The sequence below is a fragment of the Paenibacillus sp. FSL K6-2393 genome, assembly GCF_038002545.1.
Taxonomy (GTDB): Bacteria; Bacillota; Bacilli; order Paenibacillales; family Paenibacillaceae; genus Paenibacillus.
On sequence record NZ_JBBOCU010000002.1, the window covers coordinates 193,203 to 210,435 of the forward strand.

The 17,233-nt window shown below is 40.5% G+C and carries 12 protein-coding genes and 1 other annotated feature; all 12 genes read left to right on the plus strand.

Translation table 11 applies throughout. The annotated features are described in order from the left end of the window. The 12 genes from MHI14_RS28015 (at position 1) to MHI14_RS28070 (ending at position 17,139) form a co-directional block, all read left to right on the plus strand. Positions 1–2,664: a Z1 domain-containing protein gene (locus MHI14_RS28015; RefSeq protein WP_341131808.1), complete on the plus strand. Its 2,664-nt coding sequence runs from the start codon at positions 1–3 to the stop codon at positions 2,662–2,664. A 966-nt stretch (positions 2,665–3,630) separates the two neighbouring features. Further along, positions 3,631–4,773: a hypothetical protein gene (locus tag MHI14_RS28020; RefSeq protein WP_341131809.1), complete on the plus strand. Its 1,143-nt coding sequence runs from the start codon at positions 3,631–3,633 to the stop codon at positions 4,771–4,773. Positions 4,774–5,290: 517 nt separating this feature from the next. After that, on the plus strand, positions 5,291–7,393 hold the full coding sequence (locus MHI14_RS28025; protein ID WP_341131810.1) for a hypothetical protein: 2,103 nt from the start codon (positions 5,291–5,293) through the stop codon (positions 7,391–7,393). Between the two features lie 207 nt (positions 7,394–7,600). Continuing rightward, on the plus strand, positions 7,601–8,749 hold the full coding sequence (locus MHI14_RS28030; protein WP_341131811.1) for an RES family NAD+ phosphorylase: 1,149 nt from the start codon (positions 7,601–7,603) through the stop codon (positions 8,747–8,749). A gap of 784 nt (positions 8,750–9,533) precedes the next feature. Beyond that, positions 9,534–9,708: a sequence feature (16S ribosomal RNA rRNA prediction is too short), on the plus strand. Between the two features lie 80 nt (positions 9,709–9,788). Then, the gene (locus MHI14_RS28035) at positions 9,789–10,091 is read left to right on the plus strand and encodes an RNHCP domain-containing protein (RefSeq protein WP_341131812.1); all 303 of its coding nucleotides are present in this window, start codon (positions 9,789–9,791) and stop codon (positions 10,089–10,091) included. Between the two features lie 483 nt (positions 10,092–10,574). Further along, the gene (locus MHI14_RS28040) at positions 10,575–10,772 is read left to right on the plus strand and encodes a hypothetical protein (RefSeq protein ID WP_341131813.1); all 198 of its coding nucleotides are present in this window, start codon (positions 10,575–10,577) and stop codon (positions 10,770–10,772) included. After that, entirely contained in the window at positions 10,765–11,337 is a 573-nt protein-coding gene (locus tag MHI14_RS28045; RefSeq protein WP_341131814.1) for a zeta toxin family protein, read from the plus strand. Before MHI14_RS28040 ends, MHI14_RS28045 begins: the two co-directional genes overlap by 8 nt. A gap of 212 nt (positions 11,338–11,549) precedes the next feature. After that, the gene (locus tag MHI14_RS28050) at positions 11,550–11,843 is read left to right on the plus strand and encodes a hypothetical protein (protein ID WP_341131815.1); all 294 of its coding nucleotides are present in this window, start codon (positions 11,550–11,552) and stop codon (positions 11,841–11,843) included. Beyond that, the gene (locus MHI14_RS28055; RefSeq protein WP_341131816.1) at positions 11,840–12,256 is read left to right on the plus strand and encodes a uracil-DNA glycosylase; all 417 of its coding nucleotides are present in this window, start codon (positions 11,840–11,842) and stop codon (positions 12,254–12,256) included. Before MHI14_RS28050 ends, MHI14_RS28055 begins: the two co-directional genes overlap by 4 nt. A gap of 107 nt (positions 12,257–12,363) precedes the next feature. After that, complete coding sequence (locus MHI14_RS28060; protein WP_341131817.1) at positions 12,364–12,726, plus strand: hypothetical protein; 363 nt, start codon at positions 12,364–12,366, stop codon at positions 12,724–12,726. A 643-nt stretch (positions 12,727–13,369) separates the two neighbouring features. Beyond that, positions 13,370–15,391, plus strand: coding sequence for a sensor histidine kinase (locus MHI14_RS28065; RefSeq protein WP_341131818.1), 2,022 nt, complete (start codon positions 13,370–13,372; stop codon positions 15,389–15,391). Next, entirely contained in the window at positions 15,382–17,139 is a 1,758-nt protein-coding gene (locus tag MHI14_RS28070; RefSeq protein ID WP_341131819.1) for a response regulator, read from the plus strand. The genes MHI14_RS28065 and MHI14_RS28070 overlap by 10 nt, the downstream gene beginning before the upstream one ends. The last annotated feature ends 94 nt before the right edge of the window (positions 17,140–17,233 follow it).

Sequence of the window (17,233 nt, forward strand, 5' to 3'; positions counted from 1 at the left end):
ATGAGTGTTAATAAATATGTGCGACTAGCTCGAACAATTATGGATACTTTGGGCTTAACTGCGGAAGAAGCAGTTAGAAATGAGGCTATACCACCAGAATTCAAGGAACTAGTGCGAGCTGAACTTGAAAGTGAAGTTTTTGAAGTGCGCGATTTGAATTTTGTCGAGGACAGAGCGAGAGATCATCAAGTTTGGTTACCAAGTGCTGATCGGAATCAATGGTATTACTGGCCGAGATTACGCTCGTATTTAATAGATAAAAAAGGACGTTCAATTAGTACAGCACGTTCAATTGACGATGCGACAGATAAAATTCTTGGTAAAATGGAAAACCCATTAAGACATGAGTTTGATACGCGTGCACTAGTAGTTGGTTATGTTCAAAGTGGTAAAACAGCAAATTATACTGCACTTATTGCAAAAGCTGTCGACACAGGTTACAAACTAGTTATTGTTCTGACTGGCATGCAGAATACTCTACGTTACCAAACGCAAGTACGTCTAGATAATGAACTTGTAGGTGTATTGAATAATGCATCGGTTGGGGTAGGTAGACCGTCCCCTGACAAAGAATGGAATACTTTCACAATGGCACACCCAACTTCAGGAGATTTTGAACCAGGAAATGTAAATGCTACAGCGTTGAGTTCATCTAACCCTGTTCTTATTGTTACCAAGAAGAACGGACCAGTGCTAAGGAAGCTCATCGGGTGGTTGGAAAGAACTCAAGAGCAAACAAGAAGGAACCTTCCTTGTCTAATCATCGACGATGAGGCCGATCAAGCGTCAATTAATACTGGGGGGAACAGACCACCCGAAGCTGATTGGGATGATATTCTTGAAACTGCTGACAATCAGGATTCACCTAGCACAATCAACGGATTAATTCGCCACTTGTTAGATTTATTCACTAGGAAGGCATATATAGCATATACAGCAACTCCTTTTGCGAACGTTTTAATTAATCATGAGGCTCGGGATTCAGAAGCAGGAGGCGACCTTTATCCCAATTCATTTATTACTGCATTGCCGAGACCTGATGGTTATTATGGTGCTCGTGAAATTTTTGGTACTGCTGATGGTGAGTTCCCAGCAATGGATGTTCTACGTCGAGTGGAAATAACCGAAATTCCCATGCTTGTTCCAGCACGGCGAGATGAAGTAGACGATTTTGAACCTTCTATACCAAAAAGTTTAGATAAAGCGCTAAAAGATTATATTTTAGCTGGAGCTGCTAGAATCGCCCGTGGAAATGGAGAGGAACCTACAGCAATGCTAGTCCATACTAGCTACCGAACAAGTATTCAGGTGAAAATGGCTAAGTTATTACGCGAAAAATTTGGATTCTATCGCGATGAATGGCGGTATATGAGAAACGATGATGAAGGCTTAGCTAAAGAGTTGCGTAAAACTTGGGAAGGTGACTTTACAAGAGTAACACGAACTATAGATGTACAGCTAGACATGTCCTTCGAGGAGATTCAAGAATTTATAGGTACATTTTTGGAACAAGTTACTTTTAAAGAGCTGCATGGTCAATCTGAGGATGAAATTGATTACGAGAATGATCCCCAACAGAAGATTATAGTCATTGGAGGTAATCGGCTTTCACGTGGACTAACATTGGAAGGACTACTTGTTAGTTATTATGTTAGACCAACCCCGTATTATGATACATTAATGCAAATGGGGAGGTGGTTTGGCTACAGGGAAGGATATGTAGATTTAACTCGTATATACACAACTAAATCACTGGAAGATTGCTTTAAGAGATTGGCGAGAGTAGAGGAAGATTTACACGGGGATATGGCTAAGTATGAATTTGAAAAACTAACTCCGATGGAAGTAGGAGTGCGCATTCGTGAAGATCCTTCTATGCTTGTAACCAGCCCTTTAAAGTCACAGCACTCTCAGCTAATTAATATATCCTTAGCTAATCAAACACTGCAAACGATAACATTTCAACTTGGCGATTATGACTGGTTAAAAAGCAATCTTATGGCAACCAGGGAATTCTTATCTGCATTGGGAGCGCCAACCATGATTGAAAAAACAAGTATGCCAGTGTGGTCAAGTGTGGAATCACATCACATAAAGGAATTTTTCAAACAATATAAGACAGATAAGAATGCAACCACAGTTAGAGCAGAACAACTAAGGGATTACATCGAAAAACAAAATAAATACAATGAGTTAACAACTTGGGTTGTAGCAGTTATTGGCCGTCAAAATTATAAGGACCAACTAAAAACGATTGATCTGAATATTGAAGGGATTAAAGAAATCAATTTAATTAATCGTTCAAAACTGACTAATGTTATGTCGCTTAAAGCCATTGCATCAGCTGCAGATCAGCAGATAGGATTAAACGATGTTCAGTTAGCAGAAGCAAAAGCGATCCAACAGAAACTTAATATTAAATTAGCTGAATCACAAAGATATGTTAGACCTCCTCAGGAAGGATTGTTACTTATTTACCCAATCAGTAAGTATTCGACAGCTCGTGATGATGATTCAGAAAACGAAGAAAACGGAAGAGAAGCGCTGTTTTCCGATCCTGAGTCTGCAGAACATGTCATTGGTATAGCCGTTGTATTTCCACATTCTAAAACTGCAGCAACAGTACAATATCGTGTAGGCACAGTGGGGATATTCAATAGTTGAGAAGATGGCTTTTCCTCCTAGGATTAGACATGATTTTAGTTCCGACATCATGCTATTGAAGCCAAGTGAACTGTATAAAATAAATTTTACAGATCAGTTGCTTCTCTAGATGACGAGGAGATGCTGTTGTTTCTCTGCGATTGGTAGAGTAACATTCAGAAGAATACGTTATCCTTGGTACAAAAACGAAATGAATTAAGTCCTTGCTGGATGAGACCAAGAAGTCAGTGGATCAATTTGATTCTTTTTTTGACGATGGCTGGATATTCCTCGTTAATAATGGGGGATATCCAGAATATCGACATCAGCGTAATATACAATCGGTTAAATCCCTCGCTCAACTTATATAGTCCTAGTAGTGTGACGAATGATAGTATAGTGGAAGTCCAATACCAGTGGATTAAAAATGTCGTTTTATTATAAAAATGACGTTATTATGATTCGAGAGTAGGTGAACATACCTGAAAGGGATGGCTTAAAGTGAAGTGATACTCCTTAATAAGAAATTCACTTCATATAATAAGATAAATGAACAGCTTCCTAACTTGTTTATTGGTCTTCTTAATGCAGATATGCATCCATTGAGCACTCTTACTAGAGGCAATATTCAGAAAATCCTTGGAAAAAAGCATGCTGTTCAGGCGTAAATTTAATGATTGAAATGGATGATACACCAGTCATATAGACACTCATTTTAAGCTTTCACGGGATAAACTCTCCAAACAAGATGGATTGAAATTAATTCATCCTGATTAACCTAGGCCTTTACTTCTTATAAAGTATTAGTAATTCAGTCTTTCACATCAAATATCTATTTTATCGATGCCGAAATGCTCAATATTAACGAAGTACCGCCATTGCTGGTAGAGAATATTGGCGATAAAATAATAAATTATCGAATGAGAATAGCACTATTCGTAAAAAATAGAGCTATTTCTGAAACTGACAAAATAGAGGATGGAAGTTATGAAAAAGAAAATTAAACTAAATACAAACAATTTTCCTGCTCATCCAAGTTTGCTAAAAGATCCTAATAAGCCAGATTTTCTAGATAACATAGATATTGATATAAACAAACTTGCACATCATATGTTTATAGATACGTATGATAAGAGTCCAGCATACAGTATCAATCCATTTTTCCTTCAATACCAGCAAATGTTAACAGATGATGACTATTTTAAATTTCTACCAAACGGTTATGGTAGTCACAAAGAGTCAAGGATATTTTTATCTAACCTATTGGGTAAGGCAATGTGTAGGTTGTTTTTAAGCGAATATGCTGATATAACTTATTTCGCTCACATGGATCACATGTTCGACAAGACAATGACTTACAATAGTTCACTAGGAAAAATTAGAATTGAAAGATGTCAGAAGGGTGATACACCAGATTATTTTTGTGCTACTGCTAATAAAGAACCATACTTAGCAGAAGCTAAGGGTAGAAAATCATCTATAAGTTTTAAAAACAAAGTATTTGAATCATGGAGAGATCAATTTAACAGGGTACAGGTTGTAGATAGCACTAACTCTAATTTAAAGTATGCGTTGAAGGGATACATAATTGCTACAAGATACACTGACGAGACAAAGATCCAATCATCAATACATGCCGAAGATCCATTTACACCTGGTGTGAAGGAGTATGACTATCGAATAAAAATAAGTATCGGAGAAGAAGTTGTCATCCATCATTATAGTGACATCGTCAAGATACTTGGATTCCCAATGATAGAGCGTGCTTTAAGAGAAAACCTCACTATAGAGGATTCTGAAATAGAGGTAGGTATTTGGAAATCACCTTATTTAAGTGAAATAGAATTTGTGGGTTTCTTTATACCAAGGCATGTTGATAGCCTAACATATTTCTTTCCTCCCCACTTTCATCGAATAGTTTACTATGAAGAGAATCTTCACTTTTTTGGTGTAGAAAAAAATATTTTCAAAAACATTCTTAAAATTGCCAGAGAAGGCAGAGAACACATAAAAAGAGTTGAGAAATTCCGTACTATTGATGATATCCCTGAATCAATAGTATTTCTCAGAGACGGATCAATATCTGGTCCGTCTGATTATTTCAAATTTCATAATTTTGAACTATTATGATAGTTATTTGAGTAGAAACTGTATGAATGAAATTTGGGGTGAAATATTAAAGAAAAGAGAGATTAATAGCATAAAAATGCAAGTAGACATGATGTAAGACATCCCCTTCAACGTATAATGTTTGGAGAAAATCAGGGAGATCTTCAAATTGCAGAAAATACATTGTATGCCCTTGACTTGGTGTATAAAATTAACCCCGACTGAATTAAGAGTCTCAAAAGTCGGCTGCTCAATATTAGAGATTTTTATCATGCATCCTCTGCTCTTGCTGAAATTAGGGCTTACAGTTCTTTAGTTGCTTGTGGAGTAGAAGTTGTTTGTAAGACAATTAGAATTCAACGAGTGTGCAATTAATGGAGCGTTATAAGTACCGTAAGAAATACTCAATGGGTAAACCTTACAATGATCCAGATAATAAAGAGCTCAAAGAGATGGATTGGTGAGTTGATATGGTTGCTTCAAATATTCAATGTGATGACCCTCCCCGAAGGAAATAATAAGAAGAGAGGTACTTAATATGCAATCCATCGAAAAGATCGCAGAGGTTGTTAAAAAAATGTATTTTAATTATTATGTTGTATTTAAATCAAATAACAACGATTTATTGAGTGTTAGCCCTATAGTAAATTTTACAGAATTCCGCAAGGATCAATATAAAGAGACAATGCACATGTTAGATCCCAGTTTAATTAATATTATGCCAGCTGTACACTATGCTATGCATTTACCTCGTACTGGTTTTGATGTCTTAGATTTGGATGAAGAAATGTTGTTACAATTCTATGATCAACCTAATAACATTATCCCCTTTCCTTCCGATTTTACTGGAGGGCTGGAGTCTATTGATATGCCACATGCTACTCTAATCATCTATGAAGAGGGATGTGAGGAAAGTGCTAAAATAATTGAAGCAAAATTAGGATCAGAACTTGGGATAATTGGAGCAGCTGATCTTTCTACAGAGACTTTGAAAAAGCATTGGAATTTGCTTTGGGAAGCAGTAAGGAAAGAAAATGATAAAAGTGTCATAGATTATGAAAATTTAGAACTTTATGATATTAATAAAATTGATATATTACCACTTGTGTTTTACTGGAATCAATTTAGAAGGTTGAAAGAAGTTATTAACGCGGTAAAGTTGTCCAAAGATGTTTTAAATAAAGTTGCTGCATTCCATTTTAAAACACACGCTACACTGGCAACATGGAGAGAGATGATTGATAATGCAAATGGAGATCCTCAAAATATTGTCGAGTCAAGTTATCCCTCAATATTTAAGAAAAATCTTCAAAGTGTGGGAGTACCTGTTGTTATTACAATGCCTGGTATAGCCACGCCGCAAGTTAGTCATCATGGTCGATCCAGTAAACTTCCAGATAATGAGAGTCAAATGATTAAGCTGCTAGGTACGCATAGAGCTATTGCTAGGAATGCTGTTCATATTGAATTAGACACTGTTCCAAAAAAATTGTTTGATGTCCTCAATCAGCTTGAAATTAACTGTAAGCATCCGAATGGAACAAATAGTAGATATGTATGGAGAACATTAAGGAATTTAGGAAAAATTCTATCAAATCATCTTACAAAGGTTCAAAAAGATATCATTTTGAGAGCTAGCCATATAACTGTATTTTCTGATTTTCCAATAGGATTGGCTATTTTTGAGGGGGCTTCTGCTCCGTTGAGTTGTTATAAACCAATTTCGTATAGACCGCTAACTCCTTTGACAAGGGCTTTTCAGTTTGAAATGTCCAAAAAAGGTCAATATTATATAGGCAAGAAACTAAAAGTTATTGTAGCAGAATGTTTAGAGAAGAATGATGATATAAGACCGTATTCAGATAATATTTGGTCGGAGCTTCAAAAGCTCGGTAGTCAATACGAAACTCTCGAAGTGATTTATAAAGAAACTGAAACCATCCAAGAATTAAAAATTTTTCTGAATGAGCATAGGGATGCTGGGTGTTTGATAATATCCGCCCACGGAAATTATGATACTAAAAGTAATATGGCGGGTTTATGTATAGGCGATGATGTATGGATGGCTAGTGAAAATGATTTCACGGTTCCCCCAATAGTTTTACTGAGTTCTTGCCATGTTAGTCCACGGGGAGCAGGAGCAGTGTCTGTAGCTGATTTATTTCTTCGCAATGGTGCTATGGCAGTTTTGGGTACATTTATTCCTGTGAATGTTCACAGAAATGGATTATTAATGGTTAGATTGTTTTTGTATATTGCTGAAACTCAAATAGGCATTTATAAATTTAAAACGCTAGATGAAATTTGGTCACATATTATTTCATCAAATGCAATAAACGAAATTATTGAATCTAATCCATCTTTGAAACGCTGGGCTATGCCTCGCAACCTTAGAGAAGAGTTTCCTTTAAAAGAGTTCGAACAAGTGAGAAGTGTGGGCAAGCTGAGATACCCTCATATTTATAAGGATACATTAAAGGTATTATCGGAAATGTTGAAAGGAGAAAGACTGGAAAATCATCTTAATGAAATTAAAAGTTTAGATAATTATTTTCCTGAATCTGTTTTTTACCAATTCATTGGGTACCCTGAAAATGTTCTTATAGATAATGAGGTGTTCAAGAAAGCAATGGAACCCTAAGAAACTGTGTGCGTGCTTCTACCCTGCATCGTCCATGTGACAGGGATAGGGGCTAACAAGTAGTGGGATACGCTGTCACATCTCCGCTTGGGGTGTGCTGAAGAAGACAATCAGGCTGACAGTAGGCTATTCGAGGAATAATTTAAGTTTCTTTTGCACTGACAGGAGTCTTTCTTGCTTTGCACCAAGATATGGAGGTATTATTATTTGTTCATATGTAAAAATTGCTTAAAAGATAAATTTCTTAAAGATTACCTTCGAGATTATCCCCAGAAGGGGAAATGCATCATTTGTAGAAGTGAGAGCCATACAGTTACTGATATTGAGGCAGAAGAATTTCAAAATTTATTTAAAGCTGTAGTGAGGTATCATTACGCAGAGTATCACTACAACAACCATTGGGGCGGTGCTTTTGGGATAGAAGGCATACTGCTTAATGAGAACGCTATAATTGAGCATCGATTTCATGATGAAGGAGACTCAGATTTATTATACACTCTACTTCCAAAAGATGTTTATGCCCGAGATGGAAACGGTGTTTCCCTTTATTATGGATTTGATGAATATATAAGAGGGTTATTTACTACCAGTCTTCAAAAAGAGAACTCAAAAATGATATCAACTTTTGAGAAGGAATTGAATGAAAAGAATCATTATGTGGTTGAGGAAAAAGCAAAATCATTACTTGAACCCTTAGCTAGTCAAATAGAGAATAAGATTTCTATCGGAAAAAGTTTTTACAGAGCTCGAATTGGTTTTGAGAAAAGATATGCTGACTTATTGAATCCAGAATACGATAAAATAACTTATTATTATGAACCATATAGAGAAAAAAATATTCAAGCTCCCCCACCACCAAAAGCTAGTGCAGGGCGATTGAACCGCCAAGGTGTCTCGTATCTCTACTTATCTTCTGATATAAAAACTGCAGTTAGTGAGGTTAGACCTCATCCTGGGCACCTAGTATCAGTGGGGAAATTTATTTTGTCTCGAGAGATAAGAATAGCAGATCTAGAGAGTATTAATTTACGGAAGTTCTGTACAGATGATAAAATTAAGGAATTTATATTTTTAAATAGTATTGGGAAAAAATTTTCAATGCCTATAACTCCAGAAGAAAGAGAGCAGTATCTTATAACTCAATTATTTGCAGATACTTTCCGTTTGTTGGAGTTTGATGGTATTAGATTTAAAAGTTCTGTATCTGATGGATATAATATTGTATTGTTTGATGCGAATCTTTGCAAATACACTAATGAAGAATCAGACGTGTTGTTATGTGAAGAAGTGAAATATAGCATCCGTGGAATTAATGAGGGTGTGGTTTTTGACAAAGAGGATTTTGAGGAGTACTAGTTGGTGTTACGGGGCGATACTCGGGTGACATCAAAACTGTGACTACACCCGTAGAAGCTTATGTGCCGTTATCTTCGGACAGGGGTTCGACTCCCCTCGCCTCCATTAGTAGTATCAGTGACAGCCACCATTCGGTGGCTGTTTTTGCATGTTTGGATATGTGGTGGTAGGGTAAAGCGCTTTGGCTCTAGGGCTTCGGGGTTCTCTGACGTCAATTACGATATATCTCTGATGATGTACATGGCGGTACCCTCTGTAAGTAGCAGTTTTGATGTCACCTTAGGTTGCCCCCGCAACTGGCTTCTACTTAGTTCAGCTTATTATTTTCTTCTGTTCACCTCAGGCATAGAGGAGATAGCGTATCACCTCGCTAGCAGAAAAAAACGATTTTTGAAGTTTCATAGTATCCTGTTAAGTATACCGCTGTGATTGTAGGAGATAAAGTAGGCTAATTAATGTTGAAACGGTCGTGGGTTTGGACAAGTCTCTCGCATAAAAGCGTCTTAATTCGTATAGTAGAATTTTGAAGGAAACTACACAAAGTGTTGAATTTGAGTGACCCAGAAGAGGAGATTTGATTCACATTGATGATGAGTCGGACGAAATTGCTAATGGTGCGGTTGATGTAATGGCTTATAGTCTGTTTGAATATTCACTAAGAATATATTTTGTTATAATTAAATATGGGACTAACTATTATCTCAAAGAAATGGAGTCTAATTATATGCACTTACTGGATAAAAGCCAACGTGTTCTTTTAGGGGACGAATGCCTTTGTCAGTGATTAGAGGTGAACACTTACTAGTGGAAGGTGGAGTAAGTCCGTCTTACAGTGGTTGATACAAAACTTGAAAATCAATCGTGGTCCGGATCAAAAGATGAAAGATGCTTTTGTGAAGTAGGAACTAGAAGTAATCGTTTTGCAAAACAAGACGGTGAATTTGTCACTTCCCTTTAAAAGCCTGAAACTATCTTGTGATAGGAAAACTAAACGGAACCCTTTCTTCAGATGAAATAATTCATCTTGGAGGAAGATACGTTGAGTAGAAAAACTGAAAATACAAGTTTCCGTTGTGAAAACTGTCATGCATATGTTGAACCATTAACAAACGGAAGCTTTAGAAATCATTGTCCAATTTGCTTATTTTCTAAGCACCTAGACAATAGACCAGGCGATCGTTTAAGTAGTTGTAAAGGATTAATGAAGCCCATTCAACTCGAATATTCTAGTAAAAAAGGATATCAAATTGTACATGAATGTACAGCTTGCAAAAAAATGCAGCGTAATAAAATCGCTGTTGATACGAAACAAGAAGACGATATTTTAAGCTTCATGGCATAAAATATTCCATATTAGAGTATTAGATGATGGTTAGTCCCACCCCTTTTAGATTAAGAACTGAAAGGGGGATTTCTATTGGAAATCTTTTGACCTGGATAGTGAGACAGACAAGTGTAAGTATCAACGGTAAATCGCAACGGGGTGATACAACGACAGCTGATCCACGCAGTGAGAATTTAATCTCAGGGTCTTTCATATGAAAAACTAATTTATAATGTTTAACATTAAATATCATATTGTTGATGCTAACTGAGTAAAGGAGTAGTTATTTTGGATCCGTACTTGAAAGAAGCGGGTTCTAACTTTATTGAGGGAAAATATGATGGAAACCTTCATATCTACAAAGAAACCACCAATGGTCAGTGGGAGGAAGTTATACCGCAATAGTTTGCTACAGCTTCTATCCACCACTAACCAGTGTTCTGGTTGGTGGTTTTTCTGTTTATGATATAATAAGCATAAATTTAGATTGGGGGACTCAAGATGTTTGAAAATCGAGAACAGCTCCAAGAAATTTTAAAAAAAGCAAATCAACATGCACGGAAACAAGCTAAAGAATCAGGTGCCTCTATTTATTATATAAAGAATAATAAACGCGTTCGTGAGGATGCTGCGGGTAATAAATTCGAAATTATATTTGATGCTACTGGGAAACGCCAGGAGTTTAAATATCATGAGTGAAATCAGACCAGTCATGACTGTGTTTGCGGGTACAAATGGAGCAGGGAAAAGTACACTCAGCATGCAAATGAGAGAGTGGCTTGGTGAACTTGTTGATCCAGATCAAATTGCAAGAGAGTTGAAGCCAGAGAATCCACGCAGTGCTGACCTGTCTGCTGGCAGGGAAGCTGTAAAAAGAATCCGATCACTCATTAAAAGTGGTGTAAACTTCGCTATTGAAACGACATTGTCCGGATCATTTGTTTTAAAACATATGGAAATAGCAAAAGAAAACAATTATGAAATTGTCGTTTATTATATCGGTCTTGAGGATGTTCAAATGCATATAGATCGTGTAGCCTCTCGTGTTGAACAAGGTGGACATTGGATTGCAGAAGAAGACATTCGTTATCGATATGGCCAGTCATTGAAGAACCTTAAACCGGCTCTAGCCATCGCAGATCGGGTTATCATCATTGATAATACATACGAGCCTTTAATTGTTGCGGAAATCATGCAGGGTAATTTGATCTATTGTGTTGAGTCCATACCTGCGTGGGCTAATCCTGTTCTTGTGGGTTACTGATACTCGGCTGACATCAAAACTGTGACTATACCCGTAGAAGCTTATGTGCTGTTATCTTTGGACGATTGTTGACTCCCCTCGCCTCCATTAGAGTCAAGAAACCATCAACCAGTAACCTGGTTGGTGGTTTTTCTGTTTATGCTATAATATTTGTAAAATAAGCTGATGCAAGCCCGATATACTCTGTAATCTCCCAAAGGAGGCGAAAAAGCATGAGCCAAACGCAGCAGCAGATCGGCGAGTTTGTTGCAGGGGTACAAGCGTATGTCTCGCCAGTAAATGTGGTTAATCCTTGGAGAGATTATGTGACGGGCTATGATATCGGCCCCGAAGCGGTGAAGATTCGTTCTGAACATTTGGTCAGGTATTTGGAACCACGAATGTCCAAGGCTCGGTATATTTTTATTGCTGAAGCCGTGGGATATCAAGGGGCGAGGTTCTCCGGCGTACCTTTGACGTCCGAGCGAATGGTTACCGGGAATCACTCGCTGGGAATCACCAGATGATTTTTGCAGGTGAGCCGGGTGTTCGAACAAGCCTGCCCAATATCGCCAAACCTAACCAGACTCAGGCACTATATGGATTCGCAGAGCCGACAGCATCTATTATATGGGGTGAAGTGTTATCCAGTTCAAGGTGGAAACCAACGGACTTTATATTTTGGAACATCTATCCCTTTCATCCTTATCACTCTTCTGAAAACAGGATGGCGAATCGAACACCGACTTTGGCAGAGTTGGAGGATGGTTTGCCATTTGCCAGACAGCTTATGCAACTGAATCCTGATGCTCAGATCGTGGCTATTGGCAGAAAGTCAGCAGACACGTTAAGCTCCCATCTCATTAAACATCACCATGTTCCTCATCCTGCAAATGGAAGGGCAGTACAATTCCAAAAAGCAGTAAGGTCAATGATCTAGCCCATTTTGAACTGGAGGAGTGTAAGGCTGAGATATGAACTCTTATCGTCTAAGTGTCCGCACATAACGTAATGCCCTATCATATAAAGATTGGTTGGTGAAGCTAAATGAGTGAAAAATACTGGCTTGTGGTGCAATATCCACTGAAGAGCGCGCAGGGCAGCAAACGAGATCATTGGTTGAAGGAAAAGGTGATGGAATATCTGAAAACCGTTCTGACCCAGGCGGATTTGGGGGAGGTCGATGGATGTGATCTGGGTAGCCGTGTGGCTGATCCAAAGGAATATGTAATGAACATTTTCTGTGTGGTAACGGACGAGGATCGGAGCATAGCGCTAATTAAAAAAGTGCTCAGAGAGAGTCGGCTGGATTACACCCGCATCCAAATCGCTACGATGCCATATGGCACAGAAGGAAGCTACACGCTAAAATATACCTCCAAAAAAGGAGTTACCGAATTCTCGCTTTGATCACGATTCGCTGTATCCTACCATAACTAACTCTGTGCTTGTCCTGCCCGAGGCAGGATGCCCCGACATTTTCCCCACTTCAATTCATCATACGAGAAAACGATAATTGGATTTCCCCAACCTTAACCACTCGATCAACACACTGTCAGTAGCAAGAATTATGCCCGTAGATATCTTAATCTTGCTCAAAAGTATGCGCATATCAAGGTAGACGTTTATCATCGTCTTTTGTATATTCAGACCCTCCGCTTCTCCCCCGCTTCACTCTCCATCCGGCACCAAACCACAACTTATTATCTGGACCTCCAACATTTTATAAAGCAGTACTCCTTGCGGCTCCAATTACGGGGACCCCCACTCACAGCATTTACAGCAATCGTCTTCCCAAAGCCTCATTCTACTTCACTCAGTCAAGCCATCCGTAAGCGATAAAAAGAGTTGAGCCTCCTCCATACACCGTCCTATAATATACAATTGTATAAAATCCGAGAGAGTGGTGGATATCACAACAAGGTCATCCGATCACAACCGATAAACCCATCACACATCGGAACCAAAGGAGGGTCACAGTGAATCAAAGAGCAAAAGATGCAACAACAGATGAAGAAGCAAGAGAAGTAACAGAGGGAGATGAAAAATAGAAGTGAAAGCAACGACCCAATCAGATATTGAGACCGATGCAAAAGTAAACGCAAATGCAAAAGCGAACACCAGTGCAATGAAGAACAATTGGACGCCCCGTTTCAAAGAGTTTATCCAACGCAAGCCCAAGACGCTGGCTTTTAAAATCCCGTTTGCTTACTTTGTCATTATTCTGCTAACGGTGGCGTTCAGTGCGTTGGTGTTGAATCGAATCTCGGAAAATGACGCGCAGCGAAAGATCAATGAAGCATCATTGCAGACGATTACATCCATTGAGACCAACGTTAATCTGATGATCGAGAACGTGAACAATTATTCGAAAATGATTTTCTCTGATCCCAACTTGCAGAACCTGCTGCGGCAGGGCAATGTATACTCCAATCTACAGACACAGTCCAAGCTAAGCGCGTATTTGACCAATCTTATGCAAGCGGTTCCAATTATCGATTCAGTCTATATTTATGATAATTCGGGGCATCGATTCTCGGTTGGCACACAGGAGTGGCCCACCTTTATGGAAGCAAATGTGAAGGAAGCGCCGTGGTACGAACAGGCACTAGAGCACAACGGAAGATATCTGCTCAGGCTGAATGGTGGCAACAACGACAGCGGAGTCTCGGCGACAGGGGAGAAAGATGGGCAAGAGGTGGTCTCGTTTATTCGCCTCATTCGGGATCTGGATGATACGTCTCCGATTGGATTTCTGGTCATGAACATCAAGGGCAAATCCATCGCTCAGGCCTATGCCAACTTGTCTGCACCGGATTCATTTCAGGTGGCCATCCTGGATGAGCATCAGCGGGTGATTGCAACCAACGCCACCGATGGAAAGAAGGCCGTGCCTGCTGTATCCGGCGAATCCATATCTGCGGCTTCTGGACAGGAAGGGATGTACGAGATGTTAGAGGCCAATCGGGCCAAGTTAGCACAAACATTTCAAGAGCAATTCTCCGGCTTCATCACCTTGCAATCGGGTGGTCAGGAATATGCTGTGACCTATCGTTCAGCTGGTGATGATCAGTGGAAATTCATCAGCATGAGCCCATACCAGGCTACCGATACCCGTAATAAATCTATGGTATTGCTTGCGCTGATCCTACTGGCGGTGAACGGGACTGTTTTTTTCGTCAGTTCGTTTATCATCTCCCGCAGCGTCATTAAGCCGATTCACAAGCTACTTCGTTCCATGCAAAAAGCGCCAAGCGGCAACTTCCGCAAAGTGACGGTTGAGCTAAACAGTTACGAGTTCGCACAGCTATATGGAGGATACAACCAGATGATTGAGCAGATTGACCAGATGTTGAAACGCATCATTCAGGAGCAGCAGACGATCCGCCGAGCAGAGCTGAATACACTTCAGGCGCAGATCAAGCCGCATTTTCTATATAACACACTTGATTCCATTACCTCCCTGGCGATGTCGGGCATGAACGATAAGGTATGTGAGCTGTTAGAAGCGCTTGGAAGTTACTATCGCTTGAGTGTCAGCAAAGGCCGTGAACTGGTTACGCTGCACGAGGAGGTTGAGATTGTACGCAATTATCTGACGATCCAACAGGTGCGCTACCCCGGTGTGTTTGAGGTGCAGTACGATATTGCTCCAGATTGTGAGCGGGTGATGATTCCCAAGCTGGTGCTCCAGCCGCTGGTGGAAAATTCTCTGTATCATGGTATTCGTCCAAAAAGCAGCCCAGGCACGATACGCATTCAAGCTCGTCGATCCAAGGAGGGAGTAGTTCTAACGATCACTGACGACGGAGTCGGCATGTCCGAGGAAGAAGTGAAGCAGATTCAACGCACAGAAATGAACAGGTCTAATCGCTCGAACTCTTCTAACACTTCTGATACTTCTAATCCTACCTATAACGCTAAACACAATCCAAGCTTTGGCTTATGGGGAACGATGGAGCGGCTTCGCATTTTCTATGACAGAGAAGATGGACTCAAGCTGCAGAGCGAGGTTGGAAAAGGAACAACCATTATCATAACGATCCCGAAGGGAGCCGATGAATCATGGAATTAACTGTGGAACCATTAAAGGTATTGATTGTGGATGATGAATACCTCATCCGAAATCTGCTGCGCATGCGTATCGATTGGGAGCAGCAAGGCATGACCATCGTTGGCGAGGCCTCCGATGCTGAAGAGGCTTTGGATCAGGTTGAGCTGTTGCGTCCAGACATCGTGTTCACGGATATATACATGCCGAAGATGGACGGCATTGAACTGAGCGGCATCCTCATGGAACGTTACCCGAACTTAAAAATCGTGGTTGTGACGGGACATGATGAATTTGAATATGCTCGTCAGAGTGTGAAGCTGGGCATATCCGATTTTATTTTAAAACCCATTCGTGCTTCTGAGTTATTACAGGTTACGGTGAAGCTGCGAGCGGCAATCGAGCAGGAGATCGGGCGCGAGTACGAGCTGAAGAAGCTGCGGGAGGAAATGAAGCAGAGCTTGCCTTATCTCAGGGAGCGATTTGTGAATCAATGGTTAAGTGAAGTGATGCCTGAGGATGAACTACAAGAGAAGGCGCGATTCTTTGGCATTCCCATCTCTTCAGGTAAACCAGGGTTGCGCATCGCAGTCATGGAGGTGGAGGTTGCTGTACCGCAAGCGAAGATAGCTGCACCAGAGGTATATCCACATCTATCCGAACCATATTACCAAACACACAAAGCCCAACAAGGGCCTCAGCAACAACAACATCAACAAGGTCAGCCCCAATTAAGCCAGCATCAGACAGAAGCCCATCCACATACTGCCGAGGAAATACATATTCTGCTGCGAATGGTAGGCATGAAGCAGGTGCAGGCTTTTTATCCGGAGGATTCGCGAACCATTATCGTCATGGACCCGCATAACCGGATAGTTGTGCTCTCGCTTGGTGCGGATACGGAATTTACCGTTCAGGTACAGCAGCTTCAGGAAGAACTTCAGCACTCGCTTAAGCCCGAAGGGTGTGAAGTTGATGTGACCGTAGGGATTGGGCAATGGCAATCAGGATGGGGAAAGGCCTGTGTGGGATACCGGGAAGCTTGCCGTGCACTCGATTATCAGGCGTTTGTGGGGAAAAATCAGGTTATTTGCTTCGAGGATCTGGTCATCGAAGGCGGGATAAGGCCGTACCACTCGGATACTCAGCTGCTCCAACAACTGCAATTTTACGTCAGTGTTGGTGCGGGGGAAGAAGCCGTGTTGTTGCTGGAGCGTATGCTGTCGGTGCCGTTCTCGGACGTTTCACAGTTTCGGATGGCAGCCATGGATGTGGTTACGGAGTGCCAGCGTGCTGCCATAGAGCAGCAGATTGAGGGAGAGCACGCATTGAACAAAGAGGCCATTGCGGCCATTTTTACAGCAGGTCATCTGCCTGAACTAAAAAGCATGCTGGAGCAGCAAGTCCGCACGGTATCGGATGTCATACAAGCCAAACGACAGGCCAAGGAAGGCAATCTGATCGACCGGGTGATGGCTTATCTTGAAGAGAACATGGGGAGTGCGGAAGTGGGGCTTTCCAGCACCGCGGCTGCTTTTTACGTAAGTTCGGGCCATTTGGGGCGGCTGATGAAAAAAGAAACCGGGCAGACATTTGTGGAATATCTGACCCAACTCCGCATGAAGAAGGCTGAAATGCTGCTGAAACAGACGGATATGAAAGGATATGAGATTGGGGAGCAGGTAGGCATCCCGGACCCACACTATTTCAGCGTCTTGTTCAAAAAACATATTGGCCGATCCATGAATGAGTATCGGAATGTAAAAACCTGAAAAACGAGAATGCAAAAATGGGGAGTGTGGGGGAGTGCAGAAATGGTTTGAGCGTAAACGCACTTCCACTTCCAGTTCCACATATGTTCGAATA

Coding starts and splice junctions, on each gene's coding strand:
- MHI14_RS28015 (WP_341131808.1), top strand. CDS start 1: ATGAGTGTTAATAAATATGTGCGACTAGCTCGAACAATTATGGATACT.
- MHI14_RS28020 (WP_341131809.1), top strand. CDS start 3,631: ATGAAAAAGAAAATTAAACTAAATACAAACAATTTTCCTGCTCATCCA.
- MHI14_RS28025 (WP_341131810.1), top strand. CDS start 5,291: ATGCAATCCATCGAAAAGATCGCAGAGGTTGTTAAAAAAATGTATTTT.
- MHI14_RS28040 (WP_341131813.1), top strand. CDS start 10,575: ATGTTTGAAAATCGAGAACAGCTCCAAGAAATTTTAAAAAAAGCAAAT.
- MHI14_RS28045 (WP_341131814.1), top strand. CDS start 10,765: ATGAGTGAAATCAGACCAGTCATGACTGTGTTTGCGGGTACAAATGGA.
- MHI14_RS28050 (WP_341131815.1), top strand. CDS start 11,550: ATGAGCCAAACGCAGCAGCAGATCGGCGAGTTTGTTGCAGGGGTACAA.
- MHI14_RS28055 (WP_341131816.1), top strand. CDS start 11,840: ATGATTTTTGCAGGTGAGCCGGGTGTTCGAACAAGCCTGCCCAATATC.
- MHI14_RS28060 (WP_341131817.1), top strand. CDS start 12,364: ATGAGTGAAAAATACTGGCTTGTGGTGCAATATCCACTGAAGAGCGCG.
- MHI14_RS28070 (WP_341131819.1), top strand. CDS start 15,382: ATGGAATTAACTGTGGAACCATTAAAGGTATTGATTGTGGATGATGAA.